General features: G+C 68.7%; 20 protein-coding genes. 1 reads left to right on the top strand and 19 read right to left on the bottom strand.

Annotated elements, in window-relative coordinates:
- Positions 1–28 precede the first annotated feature (28 nt).
- The 14 genes from rpsI to HL658_RS01375 form a co-directional block, all read right to left on the bottom strand.
- On the bottom strand, positions 29–523 hold the full coding sequence (rpsI, locus tag HL658_RS01440) for a 30S ribosomal protein S9 (RefSeq protein ID WP_180280107.1): 495 nt from the start codon (positions 521–523) through the stop codon (positions 29–31).
- Positions 524–526: 3 nt separating this feature from the next.
- Positions 527–991, bottom strand: coding sequence for a 50S ribosomal protein L13 (gene rplM / locus HL658_RS01435; protein WP_180280106.1), 465 nt, complete (start codon positions 989–991; stop codon positions 527–529).
- Between the two features lie 169 nt (positions 992–1,160).
- Complete coding sequence (locus HL658_RS01430; protein WP_246337230.1) at positions 1,161–1,652, bottom strand: PaaI family thioesterase; 492 nt, start codon at positions 1,650–1,652, stop codon at positions 1,161–1,163.
- 96 nt (positions 1,653–1,748) lie between these two features.
- On the bottom strand, positions 1,749–2,450 hold the full coding sequence (locus HL658_RS01425; protein ID WP_180280105.1) for an ATP12 family chaperone protein: 702 nt from the start codon (positions 2,448–2,450) through the stop codon (positions 1,749–1,751).
- 18 nt (positions 2,451–2,468) lie between these two features.
- Positions 2,469–3,152 carry an HAD-IA family hydrolase gene (locus tag HL658_RS01420; protein WP_343054979.1) on the bottom strand — a complete coding sequence of 228 codons (684 nt, stop codon included), beginning with the start codon at positions 3,150–3,152 and terminating at the stop codon, positions 2,469–2,471.
- A gap of 874 nt (positions 3,153–4,026) precedes the next feature.
- Complete coding sequence (locus HL658_RS01415) at positions 4,027–4,299, bottom strand: hypothetical protein (RefSeq protein WP_180287618.1); 273 nt, start codon at positions 4,297–4,299, stop codon at positions 4,027–4,029.
- 293 nt (positions 4,300–4,592) lie between these two features.
- Positions 4,593–4,928, bottom strand: coding sequence for a hypothetical protein (locus tag HL658_RS01410; protein WP_180287617.1), 336 nt, complete (start codon positions 4,926–4,928; stop codon positions 4,593–4,595).
- 240 nt (positions 4,929–5,168) lie between these two features.
- Complete coding sequence (locus tag HL658_RS01405) at positions 5,169–5,843, bottom strand: recombinase family protein (protein ID WP_180280103.1); 675 nt, start codon at positions 5,841–5,843, stop codon at positions 5,169–5,171.
- Positions 5,844–5,941: 98 nt separating this feature from the next.
- Positions 5,942–6,256 (bottom strand): helix-turn-helix domain-containing protein, encoded by a 315-nt coding sequence (locus HL658_RS01400; RefSeq protein ID WP_180280102.1) that lies wholly within the window; start codon positions 6,254–6,256, stop codon positions 5,942–5,944.
- 90 nt (positions 6,257–6,346) lie between these two features.
- Entirely contained in the window at positions 6,347–6,652 is a 306-nt protein-coding gene (locus HL658_RS01395; protein ID WP_180280101.1) for a hypothetical protein, read from the bottom strand.
- 688 nt (positions 6,653–7,340) lie between these two features.
- A complete protein-coding gene (locus HL658_RS01390; protein ID WP_180280100.1) occupies positions 7,341–9,470 on the bottom strand; it encodes a hypothetical protein in 2,130 nt (709 codons plus the stop codon).
- Complete coding sequence (locus tag HL658_RS01385) at positions 9,451–10,413, bottom strand: hypothetical protein (RefSeq protein ID WP_180280099.1); 963 nt, start codon at positions 10,411–10,413, stop codon at positions 9,451–9,453. The genes HL658_RS01390 and HL658_RS01385 overlap by 20 nt, the downstream gene beginning before the upstream one ends.
- Positions 10,414–10,533: 120 nt before the next feature.
- Positions 10,534–10,803, bottom strand: coding sequence for a helix-turn-helix transcriptional regulator (locus HL658_RS38125; protein ID WP_180280098.1), 270 nt, complete (start codon positions 10,801–10,803; stop codon positions 10,534–10,536).
- Positions 10,804–11,138: 335 nt separating this feature from the next.
- Positions 11,139–12,368, bottom strand: a complete 1,230-nt coding sequence (locus tag HL658_RS01375; protein ID WP_180280097.1) for a tyrosine-type recombinase/integrase — start codon at positions 12,366–12,368, stop codon at positions 11,139–11,141.
- A gap of 423 nt (positions 12,369–12,791) precedes the next feature.
- On the opposite strand from HL658_RS01375, the gene HL658_RS01370 reads away from it, so the two are divergent.
- The gene (locus tag HL658_RS01370; RefSeq protein ID WP_180280096.1) at positions 12,792–13,097 is read left to right on the top strand and encodes a hypothetical protein; all 306 of its coding nucleotides are present in this window, start codon (positions 12,792–12,794) and stop codon (positions 13,095–13,097) included.
- A gap of 91 nt (positions 13,098–13,188) precedes the next feature.
- On the opposite strand, the gene secD is transcribed toward HL658_RS01370, so the two are convergent.
- From secD to pgmG, 5 genes are all read right to left on the bottom strand, one after another.
- A complete protein-coding gene (gene secD / locus HL658_RS01365) occupies positions 13,189–15,714 on the bottom strand; it encodes a protein translocase subunit SecD (protein ID WP_180280095.1) in 2,526 nt (841 codons plus the stop codon).
- Positions 15,715–15,822: 108 nt separating this feature from the next.
- Complete coding sequence (locus HL658_RS01360; RefSeq protein WP_180280094.1) at positions 15,823–16,209, bottom strand: hypothetical protein; 387 nt, start codon at positions 16,207–16,209, stop codon at positions 15,823–15,825.
- Positions 16,210–16,280: 71 nt separating this feature from the next.
- The gene (locus tag HL658_RS01355; protein ID WP_180280093.1) at positions 16,281–17,273 is read right to left on the bottom strand and encodes an RluA family pseudouridine synthase; all 993 of its coding nucleotides are present in this window, start codon (positions 17,271–17,273) and stop codon (positions 16,281–16,283) included.
- The gene (crcB, locus tag HL658_RS01350) at positions 17,270–17,665 is read right to left on the bottom strand and encodes a fluoride efflux transporter CrcB (RefSeq protein WP_180280092.1); all 396 of its coding nucleotides are present in this window, start codon (positions 17,663–17,665) and stop codon (positions 17,270–17,272) included. The genes HL658_RS01355 and crcB overlap by 4 nt, the downstream gene beginning before the upstream one ends.
- A 192-nt stretch (positions 17,666–17,857) precedes the next feature.
- Complete coding sequence (gene pgmG / locus HL658_RS01345; protein WP_180280091.1) at positions 17,858–19,258, bottom strand: phosphoglucomutase/phosphomannomutase PgmG; 1,401 nt, start codon at positions 19,256–19,258, stop codon at positions 17,858–17,860.
- Positions 19,259–19,292 lie beyond the last annotated feature (34 nt).

The raw sequence follows: 19,292 nt of genomic DNA, 5'->3' as shown, positions 1-19,292 counted from the left end.
CGAAGAACGATACGGGGTCGACCGCGGGTCAGCGCTTGGAGAACTGGAAGCTGCGGCGCGCCTTGGCGCGGCCGTACTTCTTGCGCTCCACGACGCGGGCGTCGCGGGTCAGGAACCCGGCGGCCTTCAGCGGCGGACGCAGGGTCGGCTCGAAGTAGGTCAGCGCCTTGGAGATGCCGTGACGGACCGCACCCGCCTGACCGGACAGGCCACCGCCGTTGACGGTGACCAGCACGTCGTACTGGTTCTCGCGCGCCGCGATCTCAAAGGGCTGGTTGATCATCATGCGCAGCACGGGGCGCGCAAAATAGACCTCGATGGCGCGGTCGTTCACGGTGATCTTGCCGGAACCCGGCTTGATCCACACGCGGGCGACCGCGTCCTTGCGCTTGCCGGTGGCGTAGGCGCGCCCGTCGGCACCGATCTTCGGCTGCGCCACGGCCTCCGACGCCGGAGCAGTCCCGGCGGTGGCCGCACCCGGCAGGTCCTTCAGGCTGGTGAGGGTGGTGGTGACCTGGGCCATGGGTTAGGCGCTCCGCTTGTTCTTCGGGTTCAGGGCGGCGAAGTCCAGCACGGAGGGCTGCTGCGCCTCGTGCGGGTGGGCCGGGCCCTTGTAGACCTTGAGGTGGGTCATCTGCTTGCGGCCGAGCGGACCGCGCGGAACCATGCGCTCCACGGCCTTCATGATGACCCGCTCCGGGAAGCGGCCGTCGAGGATCTGGCCCTTCGACCGCTCCTTGATGCCGCCGGGATAGCCGGTGTGCCAGTAGAACTTGTCGTCGCGGCGCTTGTTGCCGGTGAGCTTCACCTTCTCCGCGTTCACGACGATCACATGATCGCCGCAATCCATGTGCGGGGTGAAGGTCGGCTTGTTCTTGCCGCGCAGGATGTTCGCCAGCGTGGCGGCAAGGCGGCCGAGCACCACACCGTCGGCATCGACGAGAATCCACTTCTTGTCGATGTCGGTCGGCTTCAGATTGAAGGTCTTCATCGCCATACTCGTTCAGGTCAATACGGATCGGCCGGCCGCCGAATCCGCGGCACCGAAGCGGCGGTTCTTGTACGGTGCACCGGACGGTCTGTCAACGGAAATAATGCCCTTTGAAATCAATTGCTTATATGAGCGGTAAAATTATACCGCACAGGAATACGCATTGATTTCATTGGATTTTTTCTGGCGCATCCGATTCATGGTATCCGGATACCGCGATGGTGACAGGGGCATGCTGCGGAATCGAATAGGTGCCGGTGGCGTGCGCCACCGGCTCGTCGGAGCCGTCGGAGAAGATCAGCACCTCACCATAGGCCAGCCGCTTGCCGCATTTCAGCAGCCGCCCCTCGGCCCGCAGGTCGCGGGGCGGCGGCTTGGTCAGGAAGTTGATGGTCATGCTGGTGGTGACGGCCAGTTCCACCCGCCCGATGACCGACAGCACGGCGGCGTAGAGCGCCACGTCGGCCAGCGCGAACATGGCCGGCCCGGTCACCGTGCCGCCCGGCCGCACGAAATCCGCCTTGTAGGGCAGGCGCAGCGTGGCCCTCCCCACCCCCAGCTCGGTCACCGCCACCCCGAATCCGCCGGCCAGCGGCACCCCCTCGCGGATCAGCGTCTCCATCTCCGCGGCGGTCATAGCGGGGCTGTCGGCCTGGGTCATTCTTCCTCCCGGTTGGCGATTCGTTGGTTGGAAGGACAGTATACCGACGGTCGCGGAGGAGGCACAGCCGGCCAATCGCCCGGCTCCGGTGGCCGGCTATGCCGCCCGCAGCAGGTCGGCGAAGCGTCGGGCGGCGCGGATGTCGTCGCGCAACGCCGCCCGGCGTTTGGTGGCCTCGGCGTCCTCGCCCCACTGCTCGATCTGGAACGTCTCGTCCAGTTGCGAGACCTCGAAGGCCTCCGCCGCGTCCAGCCTGCGCTCGATCAGCGCCAGCGCCACCACCAGCGACCCGCTGGCGGCGGTGGCCGACTGCAGGGCCGTGAGCATCCAGTTGTCATACCGCTCCACCGCGCGGCGCAGGGCGCGGGTGGCGTGGGCCGGCTGCGGGTGCGGCATCAGCCCGACGCGGACCAACAGCGCCGCGTCGTACTGCAGGGTCGCCCAATCCAGCAGAGGCTGCCACTGCGCGGCCTGCCGCTCCGCCAGCTCGCGCGGGTGGTCGGCGCGGTAGCAGAGCAGGTCCGTGCCGCCATAGGCGGCGACGCCATCGACAAAGGCCTCCCTGCTCTTCGCCACCAGATCGACCGCGGTGCTGGCGAGTTGCATCATCGGCATGGTGTTGGGGTTCACGTCCACCGCCTGGGCGTCCCATTCCGCCGCGATGGCGGCGGCCAGCTCCCACGTCGGCAGCGACAGGCCGTTCTTGCCGGGGCTGCGCAGCGAGCGGCCGTCCAGCCGCACCTCGAAACCATCGTTATCGGCGACCTGCACGGTCACCGTCTTGTAGACACGCTTCATCGTCCGCCCGCCCGATCCTCAATGCCCATCCAGAATCGCCAGCACCGCGGTGGCGACATCCGTGCCGTGATGCACGATGCGGTCGGCCCCGGCCGCCAGCAGCTCCGGCACCTCGTGATAACCCCACGAGACGCCCACCGACGCCACCCGCGCGTTGCGCGCCATCTGGATGTCGTAGGTGGTGTCTCCGATCATCACCGTGGAGCGGCGATCGACGCCAGCCTCCTCCAACGCGCGGTGCACCATTGCCGGGTCCGGCTTGCCCGGTCCGCGGTCGGCGGTCTGGAGCGTGACGAAGCGCCCGGTCAGCCCGTGCCGCTCCAGCACGCCCTGCAGGCCGCGCATGGTCTTGCCGGTGGCGACGCCGAGCAGCACGCCGGCCGCGTCCAGCGCGTCCAGCGTCTCGCGGATGCCGCGGTACAGAGGCTCCTGCAACAGCCCCTGCGTCCGCATGGCGGCGAAGGCGTCCCGGTAGCTCTCGGCCACCCGGATCTGCATGGCGCGGTCGAGATCCGGGCGCAGCAGCGCCACCCCCTCCACCAGCGGCAACCCGACCATCCGCCGCACCTCCAGCGGATCGGGCACGCCCAGCCCGTGCGCCTCCCAAGCGGCCGTCATGCAGGCGACGATGCTGTGCTGGCTGTCCACCAGCGTGCCGTCACAGTCGAACAGGGCCAATTTCAACTGGTTAGGGTCGCCCACGTGTCCCGCCTTGGTCGATTATGTGCGAAATATGTGCGTTCCAGCCTACGCGCTCCACTCGAACGCGCCTAATCCGGGGCGCAAGGTAGATCGCGGCGCTTGTGCGGTCCAGCGCGACCAACGCCGACCCGGTATTCACTCTCAACGAGAGGCGAAACGGCTTCTCGGTCGCCTCGCCCGAGTCGTTATAGCTTTCACTGAGAGGACGGAAAGCCGAACCGAGCGGTACGGTTTGCCGCAAATGGTCCACATGCCCCACCGACGTGGCGTCGATCCGGGTATGTCGTCTTGTGATTATGGAAAATCACGCCGCTCAAACCGCCGGCGAAGGACGGCTCCGGCTCCAGCGCCACCGGCGAAGGGCGGCTCCAGGCCGGCGACGGAGGACGGAGGACGGCTCCGGCTTCAGGCCACCGCCGGAGGGCGGCTCCAGGCCGGCGACGGAGGACGGAGGACGGCTCCGGCTTCAGGCCACCGCCGGAGGGCGGCTCCAGGCCGGCGACGGAGGACGGCTCCGGCTTCAGGCCACCGACGGAGGGCGCTCCGGCTCCAGGCTGGTGACGGAGGACGGCAGCGGCTCCAGCGCCACCGGCGGAGGACGGCTCCGGCTTCAGGGTGGCGACGGAGGGCGGCTCCAGGCCGGCGACGGAGGACGGAGGACGGCTCCGGCTTCAGGCTGGTGACGGAGGGCGCTCCGGCTCCAGGCCAGCGCCGGAGGGCGCTCCGGCTCCAGGCCCCCGACGGAGGACGGCTCCGGCTTCAGGGTGGCGACGGAGGACGGCAGCGGCTCCAGGCTGGTGACGGAGGACGGCTCCGGCTCCAGCGCCACCGACGGAGGACGGCTCCAGGCCAGCGACGGAGGACGGCTCCGGCTTCAGGGTGGCGACGGAGGGCGGCAGCAGCTCCAGCGCCACCGACGGAGGACGGCTCCAGGCTGGCGACGGAGGGCGCTCCGGCTCCAGGCCAGCGCCGGAGGGCGCTCCGGCTCCAGGCTGGTGACGTAGGACGGCTCCGGCTTCAGGGTGGCGACGGAGGACGGCTCCGGCTTCAGGGTGGCGACGGAGGACTGGAGCGGCTTCAGGCTGGTGACGGAGGGCGGCAGCGGCTTCAGGCCAGCGCCGGAGGGCGGCAGCAGCTCCAGCGCCACCGACGGAGGACGGCTCCGGCTTCAGGGTGGCGACGGAGGACTGGAGCGGCTTCAGGCCAGCGCCGGAGGGCGCTCCGGCTCCAGGCTGGCGACGGAGGGCGGCAGCGGCGCCAGCGCCACCGACGGAGGACGGCTCCGGCTCCAGGGTGGCGACGGGAGGGCGGCTCCGGCTCCAGGGTGGCGACGGAGGGCGGCAGCGGCTTCAGGCCAGCGCCGGAGGGCGGCAGCAGCTCCAGCGCCACCGACGGAGGACTGGAGCGGCTTCAGGCCACCGACGGAGGACGGCTCCGGCTTCAGGCCAGCGCCGGAGGACGGCTCCGGCTCCAGGGTGGCGACGGAGGGCGGCAGCGGCTCCAGCGCCACCGACGGAGGGCGGCAGCGGCTCCAGCGCCACCGACGGAGGACTGGAGCGGCTTCAGGCCACCGACGGCGGACGGCTCCGGCTTCAGGCTGGTGACGGAGGGCGGCAGCGGCTTCAGGCCAGCGCCGGAGGACGGCTCCGGCTCCAGGGTGGCGACGGAGGACGGCTCCAGGCTGGCGACGGAGGGCGCTCCGGCTCCAGCGCCACCGACGGAGGACGGCTCCGGCTTCAGGCTGGTGACGGAGGGCGGCAGCGGCTCCAGCGCCACCGACGGAGGGCGGCAGCGGCTTCAGGCCACCGACGGAGGACGGCTCCGGCTTCGGGGTGGCGACGGAGGACGGCTCCGGCTTCGGGGTGGCGACGGAGGACGGCTCCGGCTCCAGGCCAGCGCCGGAGGGGCGCGGAAATGTACTGTGATCGCAATATAGACTTCTATTGGGGGAACAGTACATTTCCCCCCGCCCCCAGATGCACGGTGAAGACGGGGTGCCCCGCCGCCGGTGGCGCGCTATTTCACGCCGCTGCCCGCTCCCCGCCGGAGCACGTTGCGGACGGACGACGCATTCCAAGCCCCGCCCCGAGCCGCTTTCACGCCGCGCGCGTTGAGCGCCGTAGCGATGTCCCGAAGGCTGGTCGCGCCCGCCGCCTGGATTTCCCGGACGATGGGGAGCACGTTCGCGGCCATGCGATTGGCGTCGGCTTTGAGCGCCCCGACTGCTGCGGATCGCGCTTCCCCCAAGCGGGGGTTGCCCAGCACCACCCCGCGCGCCTTGGCCGCTGCCAGGGCCGCTTTCGTGCGGGCACCGATCTGGTCCCGTTCGTGCTCCGCGAACGCGGCCAGCATGTGAACCATGAGCTTGTTGGCGTGCGGGTTATCGACCGCGACGAACTCGACGCCGCTCTCCATCAAGGCCGACAGGAACGCGACGGATCGCGACAGCCGATCGAGTTTCGCCACCACGAGGGTGGCGCGGTGCCGCTTGCACGCGGCCAGAGCGCGCACCAGCTCCGGCCGATCGGCGCGGCGGCCCGACTCGACTTCGATGTGCTCAGCGACAAGTTGCCACTCCCCACCGTTCAGGTAGCCGGCGACGGCGGCCCGTTGGGCTTCGAGCCCGAGCCCGGATCGCCCCTGTTGATCGGTGGACACCCGCAGGTAGCTGACGAACTTTCCGGTTGCCATGGCGATTTCCTCCCCGTGAGGGCCGCTGTACAAAATCTAAACGAGCGTTTGGGGATTGAACACGAAGGCCGCGCGAAGCCCGCGCGCGCCAGGACCCGCTACCGCGGGGGCTTCCCGGCTTGCCTGATCCGCCGTTTGACGAGGAAACGCGCTATCCAGCGGCTCGCGTGGAGTTCAGCTTGTCGAAGCTTCTCCGCGTCGCTCAGGGGCTCGGGTTCCGGAGGTGGCGGTTTGCGCCCCTTTCCTTTCGCCTTCAGCTCCTCGATCTGGTCGCGTCCGAAACGAGCATGCCCGCCGGGAGTGCGCCAGGCAGGGGAGACCAGACCTTGCGACACCCACCGTTCAACGGATCGGGTGGACACGCCGAGTGCAGCCGCGAATTCGGCGATGGTGAGAAACGGCTTTTCGTCCATGACGCGCCCTCATGGGGAGAGAGGGGGTAAGCATGCGCACCGGCCGGCGCAGCGATGCACCGGCCAGCGTCCGCGCGTCCGCGCCGCGCTTCACGCGGGGCAGGTATAGGCGTGAAGCCCGTCCAGCTCATGCGCATCGAGCCGCGCAACGAGCTTCAGGACCCGCCGGGTGAGCGCAGCGCTCGCCCGGTCGAAGTCGGCATAGACGCGATTGTGAACCGTCCGCCCGTTCACGCCGACAAGCACCCGGTGCGGGCGCGCGGCGCGCGCTTCATAGCGCCGGGCCGCTTCGTCGGAGAGAAGCGCCATGTAGGCGAATTCGGTGCCTCGAACCGGCGACACGGTGCTTTGGATTTGGGCGCACGGTGAGGTATGCTGAACGACGTCCGCGATCATAGGTCACCTCTTTGGTCGGGATATGGCCCGCCGTGGTGTTACAGCACCCGGCGGGCCGCTTCGTGTTTAGACATTGAACAGCGCAGACGACGCTTCGTCAAATAGAAAATAGAACTCAGTCGAAAAAGATCGATGTAGAGTTGTCGGAGACTGCGGATCAACAACGCCCGACAACAGACACTTGACCCTACATGCCTTCGACTACGCACCCGGCCCCACCCCCGGGTAGGGGGGCGCCGCGTTCTGGCGAAACGCCCGCAACCCCCTCTCCTAAATTTTCGGATTTTGAAAACTTCGACCAGACGCAGATTTGACGAGACTAATTGGAGGGGTATTCCCCTCGCAGCAGGCGGAATATATCATGCCGCGTCCACTGTAACTCCATTATCAGGTATTCAACTCGCCACGCCAACGCGCCGCCAGCGATGGCGCCGATCCACGGATTGTTTGGCAAAGCGTACCAACCAGCGCACGCACAAACCCCCGTGACGGCGGCTGAAATAGCCAAGCCGACCGCAGCGTGCCCCGGACTCCTCGTGATCATGGCTGCACCTTCTATTCGTCTTCTCGTAGTGGCAATTCACCATTTCGACGAAAGCGGCGCATTCGTACAATCGAAAACCGTCTGTGCGTCGCGACGGGGCACAAGCCCCACCTCGATAGCGGAGCAACGTCACAACGGATTGCGTCAGCACCCCCCACCAGCCAACCGCCCAACCGCCGCCCGGAACCTCTCGGCTCCGACCCGGCCGGCCATCCATTGCACCATGGCTTTCTCCCGTGCGGCCCAGCCGAGCGTTCGCATTTCCTTCGCACCGAACGCCCGCCGGAACGTGTCGGGGTGGATGCCGAGCTCATCGCGGATTTCCGACAAGGTGAACGCCCGGGGCTGCGCGGCGGGCTTCTCCAGCTCCGCGGGGGCTCCACGAACCGGCTCCAGCCGCTCCATCATCGTGAGCGGCGCACCGTGCCCGTCCCACGCCCAATGGTGCACGCGCAGCCGATCGCCTACCCGGCACACCAGCTCGCCCGACGGGAGCACCGGGGGTGCCCCGGGCGCCCTGTGGTCCGTGCCCAGGATGGCGCGGAACACGGTCGGGGCGGGCTGCAACGCCCGCCAATGGGCCGCGGGGGCGGCACCCGACGCGAACAGCATCCGCCTCCGACCGGCGTATCCCAGCTCCGTGACAGGCGTGCCTAGAAGCGCCTCCAGCGCATCGCGGGTCTCGACGATCGTGCGATGCCGCGCCGGATCGACCCGCGCCGGGCTCGCCTGCCCTCGCTGCCCGGCGGCCCGGAACAGGACGTCGCGACCGCCGTGGAAATGTACTGTTGTCCCAATAGGAGTCCCGGCTTCAGGACGCTTATTGGAGGAACCGTACTTTTCCAGCAGCCAATCCGCCTTGGCCGGGGCGATGTCCAGCACCTCCGCCAACCGCCGCGCGCCGGTCGGGACGACACCCCAAGTGCGCCACAGCGTCGTGATCGCGTCTTCTTCGGCCATGCGGTCGCGCCACTCGATCACTTCGTCCACAACGATGTCGAGCGGGATCGCCGTCAGCACGAAAACACGTTTCGGAGCCGGGTTGTGGATCAAGCGCAGCCGGTCTAGGGCTTGCTCGATCTCGCGTTCCCGGGATTGTTCAAGGACGCGCTGGACCCGGGGATCGGGGTGCACGGGGGTCTCCACGACTTCCACCGAGCCGTCGCGCATCCTGTAGCGCCGCGACTGCAACACCGGTTCGCCTTCCCAAGCCGTCAGCGGCTCGGGATCGCGCGCGAAGACGGCGCGGGCGGCGTGCTCCGCATCCCGCGCCGGCTGTTCACGGCCGATGATGAACGCCATCGAACACGCCTGCGCGCCATTCTGCCCCCGCAGCTTTCCGAAGTGGAGCCCGATGGCGGGCACGCCGGCCGCGGTGAGTGCATCCGCCGCTTCTTCGGCATAGCCTTTGTACGACACCACGAGTACCGGGCCGTTCGCCCCCGCCGCGCGGGCAACCATGAACTCCAGGATTTGGCGGCGCAGCGTCGCCGCGTTCTGGTCCGCGGTTTGATTGGTGCTGCCGAGCACTTGCCCACGGCTCATGGTGCGCGATGAAATTTGCGTGAAATGGGCGTTGCGCGCGATCCGCCATGTGCGGCAGTCGAGCCCCCCAAGCCCCAGCGCGCGCGAAGCCAGCTCCGGGTCGCCGGAAGCATCGAGCAACAGGACCGGGGTGTCGTCGCGAACCGCCTGCGGACGCGCGAGATGGTGGCACCGGACACACGCGATCCGCCCGGCCGTGTCGCCGGGCTCGAACTCGACGCCGTTGAACGACGCGCGGGGCATGTCCAGTTCGGCCGCGACGGCGGCCAGCACCCGCCCCGCTCTCCGCAACATCCCGAGTTCCGGGGCGAGCTTCCGCGCCGCGGCGAGGTCGCGCCGGGCCAGCGCCTCCTCGACGTCGGCCCGCAGAGCCGATTTGCGGGCCGCCAGCAGCTCGCGGGCAGCGGCCAGCCTCTCGCCCCCGACGTCCCGCCGCACGGCCTCCAGCGCCCGCGGAGACGCCAGAGCGCACCCGAGGCGCGTCATCGTCTCCCGCCACTCCGGCCGGTCCAGAGCACCCACCAGGGCCTCCAGCTCCACGCGGGTGTCGCGGACGGCTCGGGGCCAGACGGCTTCGTCGATGATCAGCAGGTCCGGCTGCGGGACACCGGCTTGCCGTCCGGGCCTAGCCGCCACGTCTTCGTTGCGATCCTGCGCTTGCCCGCGGCGTCTGCGGGCGCGGACAGGACGGTGATATGCGTCGGTGTGCTCATCCAACACCCCCGGCATCGGTGAGCCCCCACAACCGATAGCCGCGCGCCGCGAACGTCGCTTCCCGGCTCGTCAACCTTCGGTAATCGGCCAGGGCTTCGCACGCGAAGATCAATCCGCCTCTACGGGATACGTAGCCTTCGAGCAGGGGACTGTTCAGCGTGTCGTCAGCGCATTTGCGTTCGACCGTGAAGGTGCCGATCTGGCGCGGAGTGGTGAAGAGGTCCTCGGGCAACTCGCCCCCGGGCACTCCCACCACGATGAAAGGAAAGTCGGCCTTCAGATCCGCGATGTGTTGGAAGACGGCGTTGCGCAACGCCTCGCCCCGAACGCGCAACGGATCGGTCGGCTGCGTGGCGATGATAGTCACGTTCTGCCCGGCCAGCAGCCAGGGCTCGATCATCTCCCGTGCCCCCGGTACGCCCGCCGGCCGGCAGCACATGAGGCTCGGGGGGCGCTTGCACACCTCCAGCACCCGCGCCAGCCACGGATCGGTCTGGGGCGGCTGCGTGGCGATGATGGCCACGTTCTGCCCGGCCAGCAGCCAGGGCTCGATCATCTCCCGTGCCCCCGGTGCGACGGCTTCGCCCGCCCACAGGACCACGCGGTCCGACGTTTCCAGAGCCCATTTGAGCGAAGCGGTGTCGAAGCCTGTCGGCCCGGCCGCGGTGGTGAAGCGGGGGTGCGCCGGGTCATCTTCTACGACGAGGAGACGCGGATTGATGCAGCCGAGCCGTCGCCGCACCCGCTCCGGGATCGAGGGATAGCGCGCCTGCGCCTCCAACCGGCTGCGCACCAGCTTCGGGGGCGACAAGTACACCATAAGGCGCGCGATGGTGCCAGGGCTCCCGGGCCGCAACCAACTGCCTTCCGTCAAGGCATCGAAATCGCTGATGGCCGCACTGGCATGATTAGGCGTCGTTGTTTGTTGACCAATCGGCGTGAAATGGATAGCCTTCATTTGCAAACCTCGCATTGATGGCGCACCTTGCCGATCCCGCCGATCGGCAGGGTGCGTATTTCTCGTTGATGTGTTGAAAAGTTCTGCGAGCGTTTCGGGCGCTACGCAGAACGGCGCCGGTCAGCCGACGAGATCGCCGCTCTTACGACGCGGCGCCCGGCTCTGCGTCCAGGCCAGGAACTCGGTTTCCCGCCACCCGTGAGCCCGCGCACCGATTTGAACCCGGCGCGGGAACTTCCCGGCCTTTTCGAGCCGCCACCGCGTGGAGCGCGACAACCCGCTGCGTGCCACCATTTCCTCTTCGCGGATGATCCGCTCTCCGGACGTCGGTCCGCCGGCTTCCGTTGCGTTGTGGGGGCGGCAATCCGCCCCGATGTCCAATGCTCTCATGGACCAAGGCCTCTCGTGATGAGTTAATGATGGTCACTGTGCGTCAGAGGCGGCCGCTTGTCCAGTAGTTCTGCGCGCGGATGGTCCTTTTTACCATCGTTGACGAGCATTTTACTACGACAACGAACTGAGTTCACTGTATGACGACAACGAATTGAGTTCACTGTATGACGACAACGCACTGAGTTCATGAATGCGAAGAAACACTACGAAGATTGATTACGCCCCACGATTGCTCACCGACCCCCACCGAAACGACACGGCGCAACGAGACGCTACGCACGGAGTGCGCAGCGTCCGCATAGACGAACTGATTTTGAAAGGTCGGGGTGACGCTATCGACGCAACGTCACAACGTTGGTCGTCTCGGTGTCGTCAATATCACCGACGACGCGAAGCAAGTGATCGGCCCAACGGCTCAACGCCTCGCGCTTCTCTGCAAGGTAGTCGTGACGGTCGTAGACCTTCACCAGCCCGCCGGCCGCGTGGCCGATCACCAGCTCCGCGACGTGGGGCGGCACGTTGATCCGCGACAGACCGGTACGGACGGTGCGGCGAAGGTCGTGCACCCGCCATCCCGGCCAGCCCGGAAGGAGTTCGTCCAGCTTCACCTTGGCGTTGGCGACCATCGATCGCGTGGGCAACCCGCCCTTGTCGCCGCGACGCTTGCCCCGGAAGACGGTCGCCGTGGTGCCTGTTGCCTCGTGGAGCGCCCCGAGGATGTCGACAACCGACTCGGACAGCGGAACCACGTGCGGTGCCCCGCGCTTGCTCCGCCCCGGCGCATCGGCCGGCAGCGTCCAGACACCCGCCGCGAAGTCGATTTCCGACCAGCGGGCGCCCACCACCTCCATCTCGCGTTGGCCGGTCAGCAACAGCAGCTTGAACGCCGCGCCGGATTGCGGGCTGATCCGCCCCAGCGTGCCCCACAGGGCTTTCAGTTCCGCATCGGTCAGCGCCCGCGCCCGGGGCTTCTCAACGGCCGGCTTCGCGATCCCCGCGGCGGGGTTCACCTCGATCCACCCTTGATCGACGGACCATGCCAGCATCTTCCGAACGATCTCCAGGGTCCGGTTCGCCATGATCGGGGCGCCGCGATCAAGCGCGCGGCGGAGCACCGCCTGGACGTCTCGCCGGGTGATGTCCACCAGCTTCCGGTCACCCAGGATCGGCGCGACGTCCTGTCGAAGCGCCAAGGCGTCCATGTTGCAGGTCACCTTCCGCGATGCGTAGGCGGACAGGTATTGGTCGATCGTGTCGCCAACGGTCGGGGAAGCCCGATAGGTGCGCTTGGCGGCTTGGGGGTCCGCGCCCTTGCGCGCGTCGGATCGCACCGTCTCCGCGGCCCTGCGCGCGTCGGCCAGCCCGGTTTCGGGGTAACGGCCCAGCGACACCCGCCGACGCTGACCGGCCGCGGTCGTGTAGGTCAGCGACCACGTGCGCGTCGTGGCGCCGATGATCAGGGACAACCCCGGCACCCGGCTGTCCCGATACTCGGTCTGCGCCTTCTCGGGATCGGGCTTCAGCGCCCGGATTTGCACATCGGTCGGGGGAAGCGCAGGCATGGGGGGACCACCTCGGGCCAGGGGCTGGTGCGCCCGAGCCTGCGCTATGTGCGCGTTATGTGCAAGCTATGTGCGGCACAACGAGGAACATACCGACCGCACAAGAGCCGACAGAACCGCCATTTTCCTGTGTTCTCAGTGAGATATGAGCTTACCGCGCGTGTCAGCACGTTTCGTCCGGTTCCAATCTCATTGGCTGTCCACCAGCGTGCCGTCGCAGTCGAAGAGAGCCAATTTCAATGACTTAGGCATGTTCACTTCGGCCATTTGACGGTTTCAGGTGTGCTCTGGGTGGGTTCATCGGATGAGATTAACAGACCGTCCAGAGCCTGTGCAGCCCATGTGCGGAGCGAAACGGGCGGAAACGCAACGGTCGCTCCCGGGGAGAGTGGTTGTCGAGGGGGATGCGTTGGTCGACCGGCCGTGACGCTCACGATTGACGCGCCCTCTGCGAATGGGCACGTTATTCCCATGGCGTCACCTGCACCCAAGCCCCCGGCTGGCAACACCCCCGACAACGCTGCGGTTCTCGCGGCCATCGGTGAACTTGGCGACCGGATGGAGCGGCGGTTCGAGAAGCTGGACGAGCGGATGCGGAGGCTGGAGACCGATGGGGCCGAGATGAAAGGCCGCGTCTCGCAGCTCCCCACCCTGTGGCAGGTTGCCGCGCTGATCTTCGCGATCTTCGGCGCGGCGTTTACCCTGATCCGGTTCGCGCCCCCGCACTGACGGGCAAGCCTTTGCCCTTCGGGCGAACCAGGCTTTTCCGACAGTCACCGGGGGCGCCGATCCTTCCTTTCCCCCCCTCCGGCCACCACGATCAGGACGGCTGGGCCGCGGCCTCCTCTCTCGCCGGGGTGGCTCGCCGCCGCCGCGCCCGCCAGTCGCCGAGGAACAGCAGGATCGGGGCGGCGATGAAGACGGAGGAGGAGGCGGCGATGACGATGCCGAACACCATCGGCACCGCGAAGCTCTCCACCGCGCTGCCGCCCCAGACCGCCATCGGCAGCAGCGCCAGGAATGCCGTGATCGAGGTGTAGAGGCTGCGGGCCAGCGTCTCGTTGATCGACAGGTCGATCATCGCGCGCAGCCCCATGCTCTTGTAGAGGCGCATGTTCTCGCGCATGCGGTCGTAGACGACCACCTTGTCGTTGACCGAATAGCCGATCAGCGTCAGCAGCGCCGCGATGGCGGTCAGGTTGAAGTCGATGCCGGTCAGCGCGAAGAAGCCCACCGTCTTGGTCACGTCCAGCACCAGCGTGGCGATGGCGCCGACCGCGAAGGGCCAGTCGAAGCGCACCCAGATGTAGGCCAGCATGGCGAGGCTGGCGAGGACCACCGACAGCATGCCGGCGGTCGCCAGCTCGCCGCTGACCTTCGGCCCGACCACCTCCGTCCGCTCGATGGTCGAGCCGGGTGCGATGGTGGCGAGCTCGGCGCGGATGCGCTCGACAGCCTTGCTCTGCGCCTCCTCCCCGCCGGGCTGGCGCTCGGCGCGGATCAGCACGCTGGACGGACCACCGAACTGCTGCAGGGCGATCTCGCCGAGCCCCATCCGATCGAGCCCGTCGCGCAGGGCGCCGAGGTCGGCCGGGCCGGCGGTGGAGAGCTCCATCTGGATGCCGCCGCGGAAATCCACGCCGTAGTTCAGGCCCGGGCTGATGAACAGGCCGATCGAAGCCAGCGACAGCAGCGCGGAGACGCCGATGCCCGCGAAGCGGCCCCGCATGAAGGGAATGCTGGTGCCGTCCGGGATCAGCTTCAGGCCGAACGGCGGCTCGATCCGCAGCACCGCAAGCCGGCGGCGGCGCACGATCTCCGTCATCACCACCCGCACGATGGAGACGGCGGTGAACATCGAGATGGCGATGCCGATGCCCATGGTCACCGCGAAGCCGCGCACCGGGCCGGTGCCGAACAGGAACAGCAGTGCGGTGGCGATCAGGGCCGTGACGTTGGAGTCGATGATGGTGGAGTAGGCGCGGCGGAAGCCGGCGTCGAGTGCGGGAAAGGCGCTGCGGCCCTTGCGCGTCTCCTCGCGGATCCGCTCGTTGATCAGCACGTTGGCGTCGACCGCCAATCCGATGCCCAGCACGATGCCCGCGATGCCCGGCAGGGTCAGCGTCGCCCCCATCAGGCTGAGCGCGCTGAGCGTCAGGACCACGTTGAGGGCCAGCGCCACGTTGGCCAGCAGCCCCCAGCGCCCGTAGAGCAGCAGCATGAAGCCGAACACCAGCGCGAAGCCGACGGCGCCGGTGACGATGCCCATCCGCACCGCGTCGCCGCCGAGGTCCGCACCCACCGTCCGCTCCTCGATGACGGTGAGCGGCGCCGGCAGGGCGCCAGCGCGCAGCAGGGCCGCGAGGTCGGATGCCTGCTGCACCGTGAAGCTGCCGCTGATCTGGCCGGAACCACCGGTGATCGGCTCGCGGATCACCGGGGCGCTCAGCACCTTGCCGTCGAGCACGATGGCGAAGGGCTTGCCGACATTCTGGGTGGTGATGTCGGCGAAGCGGCGGGTGCCGGAAGCGTCCAGCCGGAAGGAGACGATCGGCTCTCCGGTCCGCTGGTCGAAGGAGGCACTGGCGTCGCTCAACCGCTCGCCGGCCAGCGCGATGCGGTTCTCGATCGGGTATTGGCGGCCGTCGTCGGCCCCCGGCAGCAGGCGCACGCCGCGCCCGAGCTGCCCCGGGTCGCCCGACGCCAGCATGTGGAAGGTCAGCTTGGCCGTGCTGCCCAGCAGCCCGCGGATGCGCGACGGGTCCTGAAGGCCCGGAAGCTGCACCAGGATGCGGTCGGCACCGACCCGCTGGATGGTGGGCTCGGCGACGCCGACCTGGTCGATGCGCCGGCGGATGATCTCCAGGCTCTGCTCCACCGCGGCATCGACGCGGCTTCGGATGCCGCCGTCGGTCAGCGTCACCGCCAGGGCGCCCGGCCCCTCCGACGTGATGGCAAGGTCGCTCGGGGCACCCATGCCGGCGGGGGCGGCCAGCGCCTGCAGCGCGCGGGCGGCGTCGGAACGCCGTTCCATGTCGCGCAGGACGACGGTGATCCCGTGCTCGCGGGCGTCGATGCGCTGGATCGCGATGTCGGCCTCGCGCAGGCGCTGGCGGGCGTCGGCCGCCAGCAGCTCGGCGCGCTCGCGGATCAGCTCCTTGGCGTCCACCTCCAGCACGAGGTGGGAGCCTCCGCGCAGGTCGAGGCCAAGGGTGATGCGCTGTTTCGGAAACCAGTCGGGCAGACCCGCGAGTGTGGGCTGCGGGATGATGTTCGGCAATGCGGTGACGATGCCCGTCAGAATGATGAGGGCATAGGTCACGAGCAGCCAGCGTGGCGTGCGCATGGGCGAATTCCAGGATGCGCCACGGCCCGTCGCCACCACATCGGGCGGCGTCCGGGCGGGCGTCGGTTCGTCGGTTCTGGCGGAAGGCCGCCCGGCCGGGCGGAGGACTCAGGCCATCAACCGCGGCGGTGCCCTGGCGTCGAAGGCATGCGCCGGCACATCCGGTGCGGAATGATCGACCATGGCACGGTGCCGAAGCGGCTGGCCAACCGGTGGATCACACGGATGCGGCGCCGCGACGATGGCGGACGCGCCGTCGCCCCGGAGACCGGCGGGCCGCGCATCCCCCGCCGGCCGACCGAACACGGCCCGGAACGGATCGCGCGCCGCGAGCAGGTCCGGAGCGCCGCCGCCCACCCCTGCCAGTCCTGCAGGACTTCCAGCGGAGGGAGAGGACGGCTGTCCGGACGGGGTGCCATGCAGGCCGAGCAGCCCACACAGCAGCCACAGCGCGAGCGCGGCGGCTGTGCGGTGGGCGGCCGGCGGCATGGTCATGCGGCGCTGTCCGGTCTACGCCGGCACGCGCCTGTTCCGGCCGCGTCGGAGGTGAACATAGTCACGGCCGCTCACTCCAGCTCCGCGAACGGATCGCCGCCGAGCGACGGGTCGAAGCCCAGGTAGCTCCAGGTGGTCCGCATATGGTCCGGCAGGGGTGCCGTCACGTCGATGGGGCGCGGGTTGCGGGGGTGCGGGATGATGATGCGGCGGGCGTGCAGGTGCAGCTTCTTCGGCAGCTCGGCGCCGGGCAGGAAGGCGCCCTGCCCGCCATACTTGCCATCACCCAGGATCGGCGTGCCGATGGCGTTCATGTGGACGCGGAGCTGGTGGGTGCGGCCGGTGCGCGGCCACAGCGCCACGAAGGCCGCCTGCTTGCCCAGATTCTCCAGAACCGAATAGACGGTCAGCGCGCGCTTGCCTTCGTCCTCGTCCTCCGCCACACGCTCGCCACGGGCGCTGCCCTCCTTCGCCAGCGCGAGGTCGATCTTGCCCTGGAAGGGCTTCGGCACGCCCACCGTGACGGCCCAGTAGATCTTCTTGGTGTCGCGGCTGCGGAAGGCCTCCGCCAGCTTGGTGGCGGCCAGCGGGTTGCGGGCCAGCAGCAGCACGCCGGAGGTGTCCTTGTCCAGCCGGTGCACCAGCCGCGGCCGCTCGTTGGAGCCGAAGCGCAGCGCGTCCAGCATGGCGTCGAGGTGCTTGGTGGTGCCGGTGCCACCCTGCACCGCCAGCCCGGCCGGCTTGTCGAAGGCGATCACGTCGTTGTCGCGGTAGAGGACGCGGGCCTGGAGCGCCTCCTCCTCCTTCTTCGAAGGGGCGGGGGCGGCGCGCGGCATGTCGCGCACCGGACTGTCGGCGACGCCCAGCGGCGGCACGCGCACCGCCTGCCCGGCCTCCAGCCGCGTCGCGGCCTTGGCACGCTTACCGTCCACACGCACTTGGCCGGTGCGCAGCAGCCGCTCCAGATGGCCGTGGGTGACCAGGGGGTAATGGCGCCGGAACCAGCGGTCGAGACGGATGTCCGCCTCGTCCTCGGCCACGGTCTTGGTTTCGACGCTGCTCATGTCGGGACGCTCACCAGGGCTCGCACGATGGAAAGGCCGGCGAAGAAGCCGCCGACCGTCAGAATCAGGGTGCCCAGCGCATAGGCCGCGGCCTCCCCCAGCGCACCACGCCCGGTGAGGAAGCCGACGTCAAGCGCAAAGGACGAAAAGGTGGTGAATCCGCCGAGCACGCCGACCATGACCAGCGCCCGTATCTCCACCGGCGGCGACCACACATGCACGGCAAGCTCCGCCAGCACGCCCATCGTGAAGCAGCCGAGCGCGTTGACGATCATCGTCCCCCACGGGAAGCCAGTGCCGAACAGCCGCACCGCCGCGGTCGCCACCGCATAGCGCGCGACCGATCCCAGCGCCCCGCCGACGGCGACGGCAAGGATGGTGGACGGGGTCATGGTGCGGCAAAGCTCCCGGCGGATTCAGGTCGCCGGGATTAGAGCGGAGGATGGGGGGATTGTCACGGGGAGTTGCGGCGCGGTGCCCCCACCCCGGCCCTCCCCCATCTTCGACGGGGGAGGGAGAAACAGAAAGCCCTCCCCCGCCCAGCGGGAGAAGGTTGGGTGGGGGCCCTATACGAGAACGCCGCCTCAGTGCCCGCCGCCGCCGTCGAAGGACGGGGCCGCAATGCCGGACTTTTCGAGCTGGGCGATGACCATGCCCTTCAACCGCTCCAGCCCTTCGGTGGAGAAGGCCTCGGCGCGAGCGACCAGCACGTCCTGCGTGTTGGAGGCGCGCAGCAGCCACCAGCCGTCGGGGGTGTTCACCCGCACGCCGTCGATGTCGTTGACGTTGGCCCCCTCGGCCTTCAGCCGCTCCTTCACCTCGTCCACGATGGCGAACTTGCGGATCTCGTCCACCTGGAAGCGGGTCTCCGGCGTGTTGACCATGTCGGGCAGCCCGTCGCGCAGGTCGGCCAGCGAGCCGCCGGACTTGCTGACCAGCCCGATCAGCCGGACGCCGCAATAGAGCGCGTCGTCGAAACCGTACCACTTGTCGGCGAAGAAGATGTGGCCCGACATCTCGCCCGCCAGTGGCGAGCCGGTCTCCGCCATCTTGGCCTTCAGCAGCGAGTGGCCGGTCTTCCACATCAGCGGCTTGCCGCCGTGCTTGGCGATCTCGTCGAACAGGGCCTGGCTGGCCTTCACGTCGGCGATGATGGTGGCACCGGGGTGCGACTTCAGCACATCGGCGGCGTAGATGGCGACGAGCTGGTCGCCCCACACCACCCGGCCCTTGTGGTCGATGGCACCGATGCGGTCGCCGTCGCCGTCGAAGCCGATGCCGATGTCGGCCCCCGTCTCCGCCACCACGCGCTTCAGGTCGACCAGGTTCTTCTCGACCGTCGGGTCCGGGTGGTGGTTGGGGAAGGTGCCGTCGATCTCGTCGAACAGCAGGGTATGCTGGCCGGGCAGCTTGGCGGTCAGGCGGCGCAGGATCTCGCCGGTGGCGCCGTTTCCGGCGTCCCACACGACCTTGAGGTCGCGAACACCGTCATAGTCCTTGAGCAAGCGGGTGACATACTCGTCCTTGACGTCCACAGTCTCCGACGAGCCCTGGCCGGTGGCGAAGTCGCCGGCCTTGGCGATGGTGCCCAGCTCCTGGATCATCGCGCCATAGACCGGCCCCTTGCCCAGCATCATCTTGATGCCGTTGTATTCGGGCGGGTTGTGCGAGCCGGTGATCATGATGCCGGCCGCCGCCTCACGGTCGCGGGTGGCGAAGTACAGCATCGGGGTGGGGCCCAGCCCGATGCGCAGCACATGCAGCCCGGTCGACTCCAGCCCCCCGACCAGCGCCGCTTCCAGCTCCGGCGAGCTGGTGCGGCCATCGTAGCCGACGCAGACGGTCTTGCCGCCCTTGCGGACGACGACCGTGCCGAAGGCGCGCCCGACGGCGCGCGCATCGGCGGCGGTCAGCGTCTTGCCCACGATTCCGCGGATGTCGTACTCGCGCAGCACCGTCGGGTCGAACGTGTGGGCGTTGCTCATGATCGCTTCTTTCCTCTCCTGATCGTTCGTTGCC

It is taken from the genome of Azospirillum oleiclasticum, assembly GCF_013423485.1.
Taxonomy (GTDB): Bacteria; Pseudomonadota; Alphaproteobacteria; order Azospirillales; family Azospirillaceae; genus Azospirillum; species Azospirillum oleiclasticum.
Note: the sequence above shows the minus strand (reverse complement) of the source record. Positions and strands in the feature narration are given on the sequence as shown.